The following is a 15,169-nucleotide window of genomic DNA, read 5'->3' as shown; positions in this document are numbered from 1 at the left end:
ATCCTTTTTATTATATCCAACCATAGTACTCTACAGATTCTTTCCCTCCTATTTAATATGAAATGCGGATTTCGTCGTCATTCAAGATTGTTTCTTAACCATTCCTCTGTGTAACCAAGTTCTTTTAACCAATCTTCACCATACTTGCTTTTCAGTAATTCCACTTCATCTTCCTGAAGATATTGTCTTGAGAAAATAAAGTATTAGATCGTATATACTGAACCTGCGCGGTTTTCATATTGTTACACCGTCAGGCTTCGTAAAAATAGAATTAGACTGATCTTGAAAAATAAAACAGCAGCAGTCTTGGACGAGAAATAAAGTCCTAGACTTGCTACTGTTTTTTCAACTAACGTTCCCGTTAGTTTAATTTGATCCATGCATAAGATTAGTCACACTTGGTCGAAAACCCCATTAATACTCACCATTGTATTCTACATAGCTTGCTTTTTTGAAGCGGACTACGTGATACGGCATATATCTATTCTTTGCATGCGGGATTAAATCTTCGATGTAATTAATTGCGGCGTCTACCATTTCCTCAGTAATAAAAATATCTTCATCTAAAAATCCGCTCAATAACGCTCCTTCGCCCTTAATTTTCAAAGAAATATACCCATAACCTGGATCTACAATAACAAGATTAATTATTTCGTCATCGTTTTGTTCTTTTGCTTTATCATAAAACCTTACTACAAAATCATCGTTATCTTTATTAAATATCTCAACATCACATGTGAAATTATTAAATATGAACTTCATAGGTTGACTCCCTTATCCAATTCATGTTTGGTTTCTAATTATACCGAGTTTACACCAGTTTGACGTTAAATAGTGAGAATAGTTTCGAGATAATCTGCCCGTTACTTCAATGACAAAGCTTACCGCTGTGGCAGTTTGCTCAACTTCACTATCATTACCTGTTAGCTTCACTGTAACTTCCATCGTGCCAAACTTTCGCAAAGAGCCTTATAAGCACGCACCGCGATATTAGCATCATCTGCAAGGATGGTGATTGAATCCTCGAGATACGAGACAATTATTCGAAAATAGAATTCTTCATCCCCTTCAATCCAGTAATAAATTTGATAAATCTTTTGTTCTTTACTGTCGCGCTCTAGTACCACTTTAGCACCTATAAATTCATTAACTATAGCCTCAGGAAGAAAAGGTACATAAGTACGCGAACCCAGAGGCTTCCTGTACCCGTAGATGATTAGTTTATTTTCCAAGTCTCCAACAATTCTATTCGCCATCTTTAAGCTCCCATCTCTATTTGATACTACTGATATTTTCATTTCCACTTTTTCGCTCGAGGACTGGTAGGCGCTGTTTCAGGTGTACGAGGAAGCCTGCGCGCTGCGGAGCAACGAGTTGATATAGCCAAGTCATCACTCCTAAAATTGTTTATAATAATTTCGCCATTTATTTGAACTACCCTGCCCGTTAGTTGAGCGATATCGTCAGTCTATAACTTTATTATTCCAGTCTATAACATTATTAGTTAGTCTAATCCCACATGGCCTCGCGGCCACCACCATGGATGAAAATGGGGTTGCAATTCTACCCAACCTTTGTAGTAATCAAAGTAAGCAGATCAGAGGTCGAAAAGTTTTTGGTGTTCGAACCCGAAGTCTAATCTGGCAATTGCAACCTCGAGGATCGCCGATTGTTGCCTTGAGAACGCGTATAAAAATTTCCTGTTACAGGTTGCATGATCTGCGAACTACACAAAAAGGTAGTGACACATCCATGGATGCTATTTTAGAAACATGCGCTGGACTTGATGTTCATCAAGAAACGGTCGTAGCCTGTGTATTAAAAGGCCCCTTGGATAAGAAGCCGAAACAAGAAGTAAAGACGTTCGGTACCACGACCGCTGAACTACTTCAACTGCAGGACTGGTTGAGCGAATGTGGATGCATCGAAGTCGCCATGGAAAGTACAGGTATATATTGGAAACCAATATGGAACATCCTGGAGTCCACCTGTCGACTAACTTTGGCCAATCCCGCAAAGATCAAGAATATGCCGGGCAAGAAAACCGACGTTAAAGATGCCGTTTGGATCGCTCAACTGCATCGATGTGGACTCATCGAAGGAAGCTTTGTTCCTGAAGAGCAAATTCGAGATTTGCGTGACTTAACCCGTTATCGTCGTAAAATGGTGCAAAACTGCACGCAGGAGAAAAATCGCATACACAAGATCTTGCAAGATGCGAACATCAAATTGACGACATTCGTATCCGATGTATTTGGTGTTTCGGGACGGGCCTTGCTAGAGTCCATTGTGGGTGGCGAAGTGTTAGAAGCGGGAGACGTTCGAAAAATGGTCAAAACCCGGTTAAAGAACAAAGTCCCTCAGTTAATCGAAGCTTTAAATGGACGTCTTCGTTTACATCACAGAAAGATGATTAAGCGCCATTTGGATCACCTCTGTTACATGGAAAAGGAAATTCAGGAATTAGAACTGGAGATCGATACGTCAATACAACCGTACCATCAGGAAATCGAATTGTTGGATACGATACCCGGAATTAATCAAGATGCAGCGGCGAGCATTTTGGCGGAAATCGGTCCGGATATGTCCAAATTTCCTACTGATGCCCATTTAGCCTCATGGGTCGGGGTCTGTCCTGCAAATAACGAAAGTGCAGGCAAAAAGAGAAGTAAAAAGAACCGACGAGGCAACAAAGGTCTAAAATCTGTCCTATGCCAAGCCGGCTGGGCCACCGTCAAATCCAAAAATACCCGGATTTCCGCAGTATACAATCGGTTATTGAAACAATGTGGCCCTCAAAAAGCCAACATGGCAATAGCTCATCTCCTGATTCGAATCATTTATGTGATGCTCCGTGATAAAGTACCCTATAAAGAACTTGGGGAACGTTATCTAGGATCTAAAGAAAAGTCAGTAGATTTCTGGGTTCGAAAGATCCGGGAAATGGGGTATCAAGTCGAACTCACAGAAGCACCAGCTTAATCCATAATTTGGTACAAATTGTTTTAAGGAACTCTTTTTTTGTTTTCTTACTATGTCACTTTAAAGCACTGATTTCATTTTCGTATAAAAACTTTATTATTTGAAGACAGATATTTCGGATGGAGTCCAGCAAACATGTTCAACAAAAGATTGGTAATGTCATCAATTTCGAAATTTTTCATTTTAACTCTCCCCTCGAAATACGAATTTTATTGCATTTTCAAATACCTCAATCCCTACCAATCATTGTTAGTCGCCCCTAAGATATAGGGGTTCTTTGTGTAGTCATCAACCTTTGCTTTCAATTCTTTAATTTATCTTTTACTTTTTTTGTGTATAACCTTTAAAATAACATATCAGTTCAAGATCAAAAGGAGAATATAAGGAGTAATATAACGGCGACCATCCTCCCTCATAGTAACTCGGAATGGGAAATGGCCGATATTTATGCCGACGAGGGCATTACCGGTACGAACACGAAAAACCGAGCCAACTTTAACCGTATGATACAAGATGCCCGAAATGGAAAGATCGACCTCATCCTGGTCAAATCGATCTCACGGTTCGCAAGAAATACGCTGGACTTGCTAAAATACGTCCGTGAACTGAAGAGTCTCGGTGTCGCTGTTCTATTCGAAAGAGAGAATATTAACACACTGGATACAACGGGCGAAGTATTGCTTACCATCCTCAGCTCCCTTGCACAGGACGAAAGCCGGAATATTTCAGAAAACAGCAGTGGGGAATATTGCGAGGATTCCAAACGGCAAAGTATTCTGTAACACAACCCGATTCCTTGGTTACGATAAAGACGAAAACGGAGAATTGGTTATTAACGAGAAGGAAGCCGAAATTGTACGTCGAATATACGAGGAATATTTGGAAGGTAAAAGCTATGAAGCCATTGCGAAAGGCTTAATGCGAGATAATATCAAAACGGTTATTGGCGGCGATAGATGGTGGGATTCATCCATCACGATTATTTTGACGAATGAGAAATATTATGGAGCCTTGCTCCAGCAGAAAACAATAACGGTTGACTTTCTTACCCATAAACGCATCAAGAATCAAGGGCAGGAACAGCAATATTTGATCGAAGAAAACCATGAGCCGATCATCTCAAAAGAAATGTTCGAAGCGGTAAAAAAGGAAAAAGAGCGCCGCGCAAAGCTGAAAGGCAATATCTTGGGCGACCGAAAGAAATACTCCAGCAAATATCCACTTAGCAGCAAAGTATTCTGCGGATGTTGTGGAACCAATTTTAAACGCCGAACATGGAACAGTAACAGCGCATCTAAGAAAGTCGTATGGCAATGCCGTACCTACGTAAATGAAGGTAAAGACGCTTGCGATTCCAAAGCGGTCGATGAACATGTACTCCAGGATGCGTTTATACGAGTCTTCAATCGGATGTACGACAATAAGGATAGCTTTATCCGAACATTGAAGGCTAATATTCAAACGATCCTATCCAAGCGTGAAGATAATGAACCGTTGCATGAAGTCGAGCAAAATATTGAACAGTTGAAAATGGATCTTAAAGCATTGGTCAACCTCAAGCTTCGAAACCAAATCGATGATGATGTATATGATGAAGAAAACTCAGCAGTTGGAAGAACTTCGGCAGAACGAAACTATGCTTCGGAAGGACCATGAGCAGAAGGTACACGTGAAGGAACGTATTAATGAAATTATTAAAGTTTTAACTACACGGCAAGAATCACTGGAACAATTTGACGACAGCCTATTCCATGCGCTGGTGGAGAAGATAACCATTCTCTCGCCAGCGCATTTTGTTTTCACTTTAGAAAGCGGGATGGAGATAACGAGTTAGTGGGCTAAACGATAATCTGACGAGTGTAAGGCGGGGTAAATGATTCGAATCCCGTCTTGAACTCCTTGCATATAGAGCCACTCTTTTTCGATATTATGCTTGTGGTTTAGCATGTCCTCCCACTCGCTCCAAAGAACGAGCAGATCATCGTCTGCCCGATGTTTAATGGCATCGTTTAAGGCAGCGAGTTTCTGGTGGACTGGAAACAGCGCATATTGATTTTGGGCAGTAAGCGCTGAGGTATCGAATCTTAACTTGAGAGCATCGAGAAACCAATTCGGCCAATGTTCCATAGGAAAATCCCCTCCGTTGTTTGAGTGTGTGTATCTTAACTCTGTTCGGAGAGGGTGGCAAGTTGTTTTTATCCGCCGTGCATACAATTTAGAAGTAGAGAGTCTGTCAAGAATTTTGTGTAAGCTCTCAAAATCGATCTATCAAACTGCGATACCGAGAGGCTACACAATTTATTTTCAGACCCAATCATACTGTTGCTTGTATTAATTTCTTATAAGTTCAAAAAAATCTCCGCCGCTGCCAACGATTAGAGTATTTTTATTTTTTATAAGAAATCCCTGTCCTATAACATTCCTTCCGCCTATCCAAGGTTTTCTGAGATCCTTGTCTAAAAAAACTTCAACTGCAATACAAGTATCTTTATTAATACCTAAATCATCAAAACTAATCTCGGTTTCTTTATAAAACTGCTCTTTAGTTATTATTGTTTTTTTATAAATTGGACTGGTAATTATTTTATCTTCAAAGCTAGCTACATTAGACGAATACACAATTTTTTTACCTTCAAAAGATTTCAAGTCTTCGCTGCTATGAGTAGTTATACTGCCAATAGGACCACTTGAAAGTACTCCTTTAACAATCCACTCACCGTAAAAATCTTCATTTTCCTGTTTTAAACTTACTTTCCCGTTCAAAGAAGCCTTATCACTGATATTGGAAGTACTACATGCCGTAATTAGTATACTTAGAATAACCACCCAAACAGCTGTATGTACTTTCATACTCTTCCTCCTTATTCAGTTCAGAAATATATGAGGTTTTAATTTTTAGGGACATCTGGAGAATCTCGGTTATATTCCCCTTTTTCGAATATCTGCCATTCATCAAGTCTTCGTCGATACACACCTGGCGAAAATATTTTTCCAGTTTTGGTAGTTACATGCGCCCAATCTAAGAATTCATTTTTCAATTGATCATTAGTATAGTCACCCGATTTAATAAGTTGCGCAACCACCGAGTAGCTAGTCAGTAATACCTTTTCTCCAGCATTAAATACAAAATCTACTATCGCATCGTATTGTTGTTGAGAAAACACCACATTATTATCAATAGCCCAGTTTCTTACATAACGCTCGCGCGAAGCAAGATCGTTTAGAAGTATTTCTCTAGCTTTCTCTTCTGTTATCTCTTCACCGAAATATTCTCCATTTTTTATTACATGACCGTATCCAATGGTTAGATTTTTATTATCTTGCCCTCGATAAGGTTTAGATTTAAAAGTTTCATAATCTATAACAAAATTTATTAACTTTTCGCTTACTTTTTTTGGATTTGATAACGTGTTGACACCAGCAATGTTTATATCTCTAACTTTAGTTGCATCGATACCTCTGTTCTCCAAGTCTTTGAAAGTGAGATATACTCCCGGTACGTAATTGTCTATATCCACAAAATACGTTCCTGAATCCAACATACTTTGTGCCCACTGTTTATTTCCCAAAGTACCATCGCTTAAGTTTTTATTATACCAAGCCATTTGATTTAGATCTCTTCTGATTCCAAGTTCAGTTGGATCAACTTTTGTATTCGGTTTAATGTCAGCAGACATCAGAAAACTCTGGCTTTTTCCTTCCCAAAAATCTATCTTTGGAACACTAGATTGAACCGCTGTATGCTTTTCTTTTTTATTTATAACTGAACCCAACCGAATGTTATCCAATTGATCCCGTCTCTGCCTTACAACAAGTTCAAACTCTAATACCCCCTTCAAGCCATTCACCTGTTCTTGATATACGTGAACGTATGCGTGTGTAAATTTGACCTCTCGAATCGTCTTTTCGTGCCTCACAATTTGGACGGTGACGGTTCGATAATAATCATTGTCCGGCCTATACTCGGTAAGCGCCCATGCATACAGCGTATTGGAGTTATCCGCATCTTGTTCCACAGGAGGAAGCAGTCGAAGTGGAATCTCACCCCGGATCTGAATCGAATGTACCACGTTATAAGCTTTGGCTAAAAAATCTGCTGGACTTGTGTTAGTATAGCTGTAGCCAGTGATTTGTCCATTGCCAAGCTCAATCGGCTGACCACCGGATTCTCGTTCAACCTTCAATAAAATGCTCATTACTGCATATCTCCCTTTATGCTAATTGGCTAACCTATTACTCTTTGGTTTCCATCTAAGTACTTGCGTCCATATGCTTCATGAATTACATCATTCCAAGCAATGATTAAATTACCATTTGAACCGAGTCCTTATCTTACTTATATCGGAAATATACAACTTCTATTTAATGTAAATTTCAACACACTTTTGGAGATTTGGGAAGGGAATTGTCCGAGAAGCGTTCTGCGACCCGTTGCTCGGTTTTGGCTTGCAAGCTCATTTCCATATTTGTAATTTTGGCAGTATACTATACAGTATGGAACAATGGATGAGTATCGGCATCAGGGATATATCTCTTTCACCGTCTCAACACATGTGGAGTGCGTGGTAAGGATGTATCGGGAGGGACATTAAAAGGTAAACGTTTCAATCAGGTCTGCTGAGAAAGCAGGCTTTTCTTTTATGAACTATCCTAAAGAGTTAACAGTTAAAATGAAAGAAGTTGAATTTATTTACGACACCAGTATAAAGTATAGGTAAAGTGTTGAATGGTAACTACGTGGGTAGCAAGCATTATGTTGCCCTCTCCCCACAGCGGTGGAAGAAAATTGAGAAACGCAAGGTTACTTGTATTTAGTATGATCGATGTGTTGGTTATTGTATTATGGATAATAGAACGACTGCCTCAATAGGTTTTTATAGAACATAGGAGGATTACATGGCCTGGAGTAAATTGAAGCAACATCTGGAGAGTTTTCTCTGTCCTGCGTTACATGGAAGGGTCGAATACCGTGCAACCGGCTACCGTTATTTACCTGATAAAGCAGGACTTTGTTATATTGCGGTAGATAAAAAGAACGTATTCAATATGAGTGATATAACTACCTTAATCAGATGGTATCAGACGGAGCTGGATATTAAGAATGATTCAGATATCCAAATTCCTATCAACAATGAAGAAATTGAAGCGGTCAGAAAAGATACCAAGGGGATAGTTCCGGAGGATCGTCTAAAAGTAATTGCAAGAAGTAGAAAAATATCAGAATATGCAAAGGAGCTTTTGTCAGCACAGTCATCATTAAGTAAATCAAATTTTGTCGTTGTAGCTAATAAGTTTTTATCCATTTCTATAGAGGAAAGCATAGAGAGCAATGATATCTTATTGAATATTCTTGCTTTGGTGGACAGACGAGTTGGAAAAAAGCGAATTTTAAACATGACCGAGAAGATGAAGTTAAAGCATCCAATTGTGCAGTATTTTTATGAACTACGGCTTAGTACGTTATGAAAATAAATAACTCATCTCCAATCGGGAGGTTTTTTCATGCTATCATATACTTACTGACAGATTAGGTGATGAGAATGTCTTGTACGCCGCGGTTATTGAGGTCGTTTAAGACGCTCAGCCAGAACTTCGAGGACTCATTCTCTCCGATCCAGATGCCCAGCACGGTCTTTATTGCCGTCCAGATCGATGCCAATGACCATGTAGGCTGCTTTGTTCACGATGGCCCCGTCCTGCTTGACCTTTAAATGAATCGCATCCAGGAAAACGACAGCAAAGGTGTTGCAGCGGACGGTTCTTAGAGAAGTTCAAGACCCGCAAAGAAGCCAGAGAGCGGATTTTTGAGTATATTGCGTGCTTCTACAATGGAAAACGAATCCATTCCTCCATCGGGTATTTTACCCCCAATCAATACGAACACATGTACCTGCCTGCTGTGTAATTCTCTCGATTCTATATGTCCAATCTATTGACAGTGGTCCAAACAATAACAGAGAAACCAACTGGCGAATGGGTTTAACAAATAATAGTTAGTTTTTTTTTCTTAGAAATAATAAAGGAGTTGGGATGAAATGGTCGCTGTAACAGGAGATTATAATCTAAACCTTCCAAAACGGAGATATTCTCAGGTGCGTGACTTAGGGAATAGTTTTATAGTTTATCTAATTGAATTACAATGAAAAGATAATTTTAAGGGAGATGAAAGCAATGAATAATAAATGTAATTTAAAATGGGCTGATTTAAGCGATTCAGTTAAAACGATAATAGAACACATTGATATTAATTGTTGTGATGAAGATTTTCAAGTTGGAACTAAGTTGAATATACCGTATTTTAAAGGGAGATTAACCCAAGAAATGGCAGATGCAATTCTCGAATATCAATTTTCAACTGAAAATTTAAACGAAAATTGTTATTCTGCCGAACTGCAAGATGGTGTATTGATGATAAAGTTCGTTAAGAGTTCAGAGAGACAATAAAACAACAATTTTAAGCTAACGATGTGGAGTGGAGAGAGTGGATGAGTGGACTACTAAGGTAGAAATAGATGAAATTCTTTATACGATTACTGTGAACCGCATTTATTGCACATCAATTGATGAGTTTTATTTTGAAGTAAAGATTAAAGTTATCAATGAGGTTTTCTACGCTTCTGAATCAAAACTTTATTCTAAAAATGAAGTTGAAAATTGGATTAGACAAACATTGAATTGTGCAGGAAGAGAGTTTGATTGGGCAGCTAGTACATAGCCGCAGCATACGAAATGATGTGGATATTTAATAGTTAGTTGAATTTATTAAAGAACATCGTATACAAAAATGGTTGATTTTGAATTGCTATTTAAGATTGAATAATTCATACGATAAAACAAATATTTCATAAGAAATATGGATGGTGAAGAAGATTAAATTATTTTTTGTTTGCAGCAGGAACAAGTGGCGTAGTTTGACAGCTGAAAAGATATTTCATGGAATCAATAATTATGACGTTAGATCCGCAGGGACAGAAGATAGTGCACGAATTAAAGTTACAAGCGGCCATGTTGGATGGGCAGATATTATTTTTGCAATGGAGAAGAAGCATGTACGTAGGTTAAGAGATAAATTTAATAATGAACTCTTGAGTAAGAAATTAATCTGTTTAGACATTCCCGATGATTATCAGTACATGGATGAAGATCTTATTGAAATTCTTAAAGCTAGAGTATCGGAGCACATTGATGTTCCTGAATGAAGAAACTTTAAACGGGGAGTTGATGTTGTGAGTAAGGATGAAATCATGCTCACTATTACTGAAACCGTCAAAAAATATGGATGGAGCACAAGTGAGGCCTTGGAGTGCCTAAGGAATATAGGTTTTAAGATTGAGGATGTTGTAGATAACAGTAGATTTACGAAATCACATGTTATGATGTCAGTGGACTTTGCTTATAGTGCAAGCAGATAAAATAATACTTTTATCTGATTAAAAAAACATTTTGAAGGTAGTTGACACTGATGACAAAGCAAATATTAGATCTCACATTAGATGAATTTGGATATAAAGGGATGATAAATCTACCCGTTTGGAATGAATTTACTTCAGACTCAGACGATGTTTATGAAGTAAATTTTGGTGGAGACATAAATTCACCTCTACTCAGCGAATTAATAGATACGTATGATTATATTGTATCTAATCAAGAAGAAATTAAGAATGTAATACTACAAGAGTTATTTGAAGAATATAGTGGTTTTCAAGCAAAATATTGCGATGATGAAGATGATGAATTTATGCCAGATTTAACTTGTGTTAATGATCTAAAGCCCTTAATCAGTTTAGCAAGAGTTCATATCTTAGATGTAATCAAGGATGGTATTGCTTATATTGGGTTTGAATTTGATTGCTCGTGGGATGAAGAGCACGGTTTTGGTGTAATGCTATTTAAAAACGAAGTTGTTGCAATGGGTGGATCAGATTCATCCTTTCTTTCATGGATAGCTAATGATCATTTAAATGAAAGTAGTGATTCAAAAAAACAATTCTCTTGTAGGACATGAAGTAGGTGGACGAGATGGGTATATTTTGGACTAGACAAAAAGAAGAAGCTTGGGAATATGCGAAGGAAATTGGTTATTTTGAAGGTAATCAAAAGTATATACCATCTACACACATCGAAGCATACAAGTGGATGATGGAGCAGATGGAGATGAGATTACAAAAATACAATGGAGAATATCCGATTTGGGTGTTTCTATCCAAACCTCAAACTCAAGAAAGATACGTAATATTAGAAGTCGAATTAGATGAGAGCGATGTTCTACTGTCTGATTTTTATGACTTCCAATCAATAATTAATGGTTGCTCTTTAATAGATGAAAATGATGAAGAGTATGATGATTATCTTTATGCTGAATGTGATACTGTGAAGGAAAAATTGAAAAGAAAAAGTTGGGATAAAATATTTGATTTGAACAGAAAACAGTTATCTTTACAAGGGACAACAGGAAGAGTTGAGTTGAGTAAGGTAATAAAAGTTTACGAGATTGAGAAATAACAGTATTGATTTTCTGACATGTGATAAAACGAGTCTTATATTGGCTATCCATGAAGAACTGAAGGGAGGTACTTCAATGGAGAGACGATCTTGTAAAGCCATTATTGAATGGGATAAAGATCCCAGTCATTTCCCAGTTAACGAGTGGCTAAGAAACATAGTTGTCAATTTTGGAAAAATTGAGAATAATAGATTTTATGGAGACACATGGACTGTTTTGGTAAAAGTAAATAAATTAATTTATGATACATGGAATACAGAGGCTGATGTAGCTTTTATTGTAGACGAAGCGCCATGGCACTTACTTGAAACAGGATTCAGTTTTAAGCTTTGGGCAGGAAGAGATATTGCTACAGTAAGAATTCTTTAAGTGAAAATGAAATGAATCTTTTACTCTATATAAACTTGAATCATTGAAGGAGTGTTTTTTTATGGAGATGATTAATGGTCAGTTATGGATCAACTGCAACTGGTGTGAATGTAAATTTCCCGAAAGAGAAGCCACAAAAGTAACACAGGACAAAACTTTTCTAGGATTTAAGACAGGCACTGAAACAGTAAAAGTTTGTGCGCAGTGTATTCATGAGCACAAAAAGTATATTAAAACTTTAAATAACAAAAACTAATGGTTGAATCAGATAAAATCGAAGTTTTATTTTAATGGGCAAGTTAGTACGAATAGTACCCATTATCCAATTAACAAGGCTCAGTGAAGTTGGATGGTAAAAAGTTAAGTGAACTAAGTTAATACTACTATTGAGAATTATTGGGAAGAGGATGCAGAGATGAAGTTTGTATACTATAACGATACAGGCAGGATAGTTTCAATTCATCCAGCTACAGTAAATCATGGCTGCATAGTTGATGACTCTCCAATCAAGCCTTTAGAGGAAAGAGAATTTGTGCTGCCTAAGAATACATATCCATGGGTAAAAATGTGGGACCACGGAGAAGATCTTGGATTGAGCATTTTAGTATCACCAAGGCCATTGACCAAATGAGAGTAATATTGCGATAAAGAAAATAGGAGATTATAGATTACCATGAATCCATTTGACGGTGTTGAATTAGGATTGTCTGCTCGTCCTTTGTTTTTGCTTCTTGGGTTTGCATTTGGAGCAGGTATTATTGGTTGGCTACTTTCAGCGGTTATACCGAGGAGTGTTGCTAAGTATATTTCCCTTGGGTTATTTTTAGTTTCTTTTTATTTTTGGATTAAATTTATATGATAAAACTGATATTTCATCGGTTATACTCTTGTCTTCTTTCTTCGAGTTCTGGATCATCTTCGTCAACAATAGCATTGCCGCAAGCACAGCCCAAGTGATTCGAATCTCCGATTGATAGACGGGACAAGTTGGGTGCTCATGTATATTTTGATATTTCGTTATTATAACTGCCGGTGTTCCCATACTACTTTAATAACTCCTTCAATTCATCTAGTGATAACGATAATGCTACCTTTTGTTTTTTATCCGCCGTGCAGTTCAAACTCCCATTCTACCTGTCCAAACAAAAAATAGAATCCATACACCTCCTATAATGTAAGCTACTCCTGAAATTTTAATATTATAAATAAAGTATCGATTGGGCTTTATGTGTTTGTGCAACATACCTAAGGTATACTTTAATGCAAGTTCCGGCTTTAGTAAACTCAACACTCCCCAAGCTATGATAGGCAGTGTTAAAAACGTAAGGACAATTTTGTCAGCCATTTCTAACAGCCTTCCTTAATTTGCATCAAGTCTTTTTTAATGGTATGTTGCCCGAAAGGATCAGCAAAGCTTAAAGACGAAGCGAGCGCTTCTTAAAATTGCAAATCTATAAAATTTTTAAATTCGTAATGACGACGACCAGTATAACAATCATTAATAGGATTAAAAATACTCCCATAACTTTGGTCATAAGCAAATCTGCTTGATTGGGTTCATGTACTTTGCTACTACGAAATCCATGCTTCCATGCCCACGTTGGATTTAGTACAGCAACAAGCCCATAAGAAAAAGAAGCACCAAAAAAGATGATTAGAAAAATTATGGTTACCAAACGAGACCTGCTTTCCTAAAACAAGGCTAATTTTCGTCATTTGAATTTCGAGGTCAGTTTTCTTTTCAGTCAGAACCTAGCACTCTAAGAGCTATATTATCGTACTGATCGCATACACATAGAAACTAATCATTATTATTATAAGAAACACTCCGGATATTCTTGTAAGAATTAATAAATCGCCTTCATTTGGTTCTCTTACCTTCCTTGAAGTCATGAAAGACCTTTCCCATACATATTTGGGTTTAACTATACTTGTTACTCCCCAGCCCAGAGCAACCAAACAAATCGTTGTGAGTAAAATTATAATTGGCAATCAGCTCCTTAATTTTGTGATATGGATATCCTGAATTATTTTACAGTTAAAAGGGATGTGCAATACCTTTCTAATTGACAAAACTATAAAAATTAACTTAACCAGACCAAACCCGATAAAGTATATATACACTTAGCAAAAATGTAGCTGCTCCTGATAGTCTACTGTTCAAAAGCAAAAATTTAGTAGGTTTTACGCCTTTGAAATTCCCCAAGTTATATTTCAGATTAAATTCAGGTCTGAAAACAGCGAAAAATCCCCATGCCATCATAAAAAACAAAAAAACTGAAATAACTATTTTGCCACCCATTCTTCTTGCTCCTTATTTGCACGAGGATTGCTCGGAATTAGCTAGAGTTTAATTTCGAACCTTCGATGGCTTATAATCCCTTATAGACAAATATGATTTTGAAGCAAAGTTTGAAATAATCTCTACTACTAATTGGATCTCCCAGCCCTTTGAAATAAGAACCAAGGTTCCATTGTATAACGGCGACCTTCTGGTTTCTCCTAGGCTTTCTTGCTTGAATCGTCACTCACTTTTTCGGGAATAATTTCCATAATTCATTGTCGTTCTTTATATTTTCTAGTATATCTTCATATTTTATTTCAAATTCTGCATGATCACCTACGGCATGAGAAACGCCAACGCTAATACCCAGTGCATTCTCTGTGAAGTAACTGCATATTTCTGTTTCGTTTGAATCGGCTTTATTAAGCATTGTTAGCCATTCCTTAGTTGTAAAGATACTAAGTATATAGTTATGCTCAGGCATTGTTTCCTTAAATTCTCCACCAATGAATTTCTTCACAAAACCTTCGTCGATGTTGACAAGATCCGCTAGCTTTAGTTTTTTTTCTTTATTAATATCGATATTTGTTGTATAAAAATTATTAACGGGATGAGCGGTACCTTTATCGTGGCTTATCCCAGAATATTGGATACTGAGAAAATGGTTGGTTTTCCATTTGATTTCATACTGGATTTCCATGCTAAACTCTTCGGCTTCCAGTGAATAGTTTTTCAAAAAACCGTAGGCACCATCTGCTATGATTTCATTTATGGCTTTTTGCTTATTACTATCCTTCATATTTATTATTTGGGGATATTCGATCTGGATGCCTTTATCCGTAAAGCTTGCTTTAGTGATTTCATAAGCTTTGTCGCTTTTTCCGACTAAATCGCCCATTTGTTGCGTATCTTTCATCGATAACATGTTCTTGGCATTAATGTTAGCGGCATCGCTAATACTGCATGCTGTTAAGAATAAAGCAAAAAGTATAAACAAGGTCGGCAAATTGTTTTTCTTCAACTTATGAATT

23 protein-coding genes and 2 pseudogenes are annotated in these 15,169 nt (G+C 37.2%); 15 read left to right on the top strand and 10 right to left on the bottom strand.

The genetic code is table 11. The annotated features are described in order from the left end of the window. Positions 1-414: 414 nt before the first annotated feature. Both NI000_RS21740 and NI000_RS21735 read right to left on the bottom strand, forming a co-directional pair. Positions 415-762 (bottom strand): hypothetical protein, encoded by a 348-nt coding sequence (locus tag NI000_RS21740; RefSeq protein ID WP_253413498.1) that lies wholly within the window; start codon positions 760-762, stop codon positions 415-417. A 167-nt stretch (positions 763-929) separates the two neighbouring features. Beyond that, entirely contained in the window at positions 930-1,256 is a 327-nt protein-coding gene (locus tag NI000_RS21735; protein ID WP_253413497.1) for a hypothetical protein, read from the bottom strand. 496 nt (positions 1,257-1,752) lie between these two features. Here NI000_RS21735 and NI000_RS21730 point away from each other — a divergent pair, with 496 nt between their 5' ends. From NI000_RS21730 to NI000_RS21715, 4 genes are all read left to right on the top strand, one after another. Further along, positions 1,753-2,982, top strand: coding sequence for an IS110 family transposase (locus NI000_RS21730; protein WP_253413496.1), 1,230 nt, complete (start codon positions 1,753-1,755; stop codon positions 2,980-2,982). Between the two features lie 353 nt (positions 2,983-3,335). Next, the gene (locus NI000_RS21725) at positions 3,336-3,764 is read left to right on the top strand and encodes a recombinase family protein (protein WP_309247920.1); all 429 of its coding nucleotides are present in this window, start codon (positions 3,336-3,338) and stop codon (positions 3,762-3,764) included. Positions 3,765-3,861: 97 nt separating this feature from the next. Beyond that, the gene (locus NI000_RS21720; RefSeq protein WP_253413495.1) at positions 3,862-4,638 is read left to right on the top strand and encodes a recombinase family protein; all 777 of its coding nucleotides are present in this window, start codon (positions 3,862-3,864) and stop codon (positions 4,636-4,638) included. Positions 4,639-4,651: 13 nt separating this feature from the next. Further along, on the top strand, positions 4,652-4,816 hold the full coding sequence (locus NI000_RS21715; protein WP_253413494.1) for a hypothetical protein: 165 nt from the start codon (positions 4,652-4,654) through the stop codon (positions 4,814-4,816). Here NI000_RS21715 and NI000_RS21710 read toward each other — a convergent pair. From NI000_RS21710 to NI000_RS21700, 3 genes are all read right to left on the bottom strand, one after another. After that, on the bottom strand, positions 4,813-5,109 hold the full coding sequence (locus NI000_RS21710; RefSeq protein ID WP_253413493.1) for a hypothetical protein: 297 nt from the start codon (positions 5,107-5,109) through the stop codon (positions 4,813-4,815). The genes NI000_RS21715 and NI000_RS21710 overlap by 4 nt on opposite strands. A gap of 204 nt (positions 5,110-5,313) precedes the next feature. Further along, a complete protein-coding gene (locus tag NI000_RS21705) occupies positions 5,314-5,832 on the bottom strand; it encodes a hypothetical protein (protein ID WP_253413492.1) in 519 nt (172 codons plus the stop codon). Between the two features lie 38 nt (positions 5,833-5,870). Beyond that, on the bottom strand, positions 5,871-7,178 hold the full coding sequence (locus NI000_RS21700; protein WP_253413491.1) for a lysozyme: 1,308 nt from the start codon (positions 7,176-7,178) through the stop codon (positions 5,871-5,873). Positions 7,179-7,878: 700 nt separating this feature from the next. Here NI000_RS21700 and NI000_RS21695 point away from each other — a divergent pair. Continuing rightward, complete coding sequence (locus NI000_RS21695; RefSeq protein WP_253413490.1) at positions 7,879-8,448, top strand: SF0329 family protein; 570 nt, start codon at positions 7,879-7,881, stop codon at positions 8,446-8,448. A 67-nt stretch (positions 8,449-8,515) separates the two neighbouring features. Here the strand turns inward: NI000_RS21695 and NI000_RS21690 are convergent. Then, positions 8,516-8,723: pseudogene (locus tag NI000_RS21690) on the bottom strand (transposase); the annotation flags it as partial. Positions 8,724-8,758: 35 nt separating this feature from the next. Between NI000_RS21690 and NI000_RS21685 the strand changes: the two are divergent. The 10 genes and pseudogenes from NI000_RS21685 to NI000_RS21640 form a co-directional block, all read left to right on the top strand. Continuing rightward, positions 8,759-8,887 (top strand): annotated as a pseudogene (locus NI000_RS21685) (IS3 family transposase); the annotation flags it as partial. Positions 8,888-9,153: 266 nt separating this feature from the next. Then, positions 9,154-9,426, top strand: a complete 273-nt coding sequence (locus tag NI000_RS21680) for a hypothetical protein (protein WP_127462574.1) — start codon at positions 9,154-9,156, stop codon at positions 9,424-9,426. Positions 9,427-9,463: 37 nt separating this feature from the next. Further along, positions 9,464-9,697 carry a hypothetical protein gene (locus NI000_RS21675; RefSeq protein ID WP_253413489.1) on the top strand — a complete coding sequence of 78 codons (234 nt, stop codon included), beginning with the start codon at positions 9,464-9,466 and terminating at the stop codon, positions 9,695-9,697. 142 nt (positions 9,698-9,839) lie between these two features. Further along, on the top strand, positions 9,840-10,181 hold the full coding sequence (locus NI000_RS21670; protein ID WP_253413488.1) for a low molecular weight protein tyrosine phosphatase family protein: 342 nt from the start codon (positions 9,840-9,842) through the stop codon (positions 10,179-10,181). Between the two features lie 263 nt (positions 10,182-10,444). Next, on the top strand, positions 10,445-10,987 hold the full coding sequence (locus NI000_RS21665; protein ID WP_253413487.1) for a DUF6985 domain-containing protein: 543 nt from the start codon (positions 10,445-10,447) through the stop codon (positions 10,985-10,987). 14 nt (positions 10,988-11,001) lie between these two features. Next, a complete protein-coding gene (locus NI000_RS21660; protein ID WP_253413486.1) occupies positions 11,002-11,484 on the top strand; it encodes a DUF3841 domain-containing protein in 483 nt (160 codons plus the stop codon). A gap of 76 nt (positions 11,485-11,560) precedes the next feature. Then, entirely contained in the window at positions 11,561-11,854 is a 294-nt protein-coding gene (locus NI000_RS21655) for a hypothetical protein (protein ID WP_253413485.1), read from the top strand. A gap of 61 nt (positions 11,855-11,915) precedes the next feature. Beyond that, positions 11,916-12,110, top strand: a complete 195-nt coding sequence (locus tag NI000_RS21650) for a hypothetical protein (RefSeq protein WP_253413484.1) — start codon at positions 11,916-11,918, stop codon at positions 12,108-12,110. Between the two features lie 159 nt (positions 12,111-12,269). Continuing rightward, positions 12,270-12,485 (top strand): hypothetical protein, encoded by a 216-nt coding sequence (locus NI000_RS21645; RefSeq protein WP_253413483.1) that lies wholly within the window; start codon positions 12,270-12,272, stop codon positions 12,483-12,485. 42 nt (positions 12,486-12,527) lie between these two features. Next, positions 12,528-12,713: a hypothetical protein gene (locus NI000_RS21640; protein WP_253413482.1), complete on the top strand. Its 186-nt coding sequence runs from the start codon at positions 12,528-12,530 to the stop codon at positions 12,711-12,713. Between the two features lie 258 nt (positions 12,714-12,971). Here the strand turns inward: NI000_RS21640 and NI000_RS21635 are convergent, their stop codons facing one another. The 4 genes from NI000_RS21635 to NI000_RS21625 form a co-directional block, all read right to left on the bottom strand. After that, positions 12,972-13,199: a hypothetical protein gene (locus tag NI000_RS21635; RefSeq protein ID WP_253413481.1), complete on the bottom strand. Its 228-nt coding sequence runs from the start codon at positions 13,197-13,199 to the stop codon at positions 12,972-12,974. 106 nt (positions 13,200-13,305) lie between these two features. Further along, the gene (locus NI000_RS37175) at positions 13,306-13,530 is read right to left on the bottom strand and encodes a DUF6199 family natural product biosynthesis protein (RefSeq protein WP_375540990.1); all 225 of its coding nucleotides are present in this window, start codon (positions 13,528-13,530) and stop codon (positions 13,306-13,308) included. Positions 13,531-13,943: 413 nt separating this feature from the next. After that, the gene (locus tag NI000_RS21630) at positions 13,944-14,156 is read right to left on the bottom strand and encodes a hypothetical protein (protein ID WP_253413480.1); all 213 of its coding nucleotides are present in this window, start codon (positions 14,154-14,156) and stop codon (positions 13,944-13,946) included. Positions 14,157-14,382: 226 nt separating this feature from the next. Then, a complete protein-coding gene (locus NI000_RS21625) occupies positions 14,383-15,159 on the bottom strand; it encodes a PdaC/SigV domain-containing protein (RefSeq protein ID WP_253413479.1) in 777 nt (258 codons plus the stop codon). Between the last annotated feature and the right edge of the window lie 10 nt (positions 15,160-15,169).

It is taken from the genome of Paenibacillus tyrphae, from assembly GCF_024158745.1.
Taxonomy (GTDB): domain Bacteria; phylum Bacillota; class Bacilli; order Paenibacillales; family NBRC-103111; genus Paenibacillus_G; species Paenibacillus_G tyrfis_A.
This window is presented reverse-complemented; position numbering and strand designations above follow the sequence as displayed.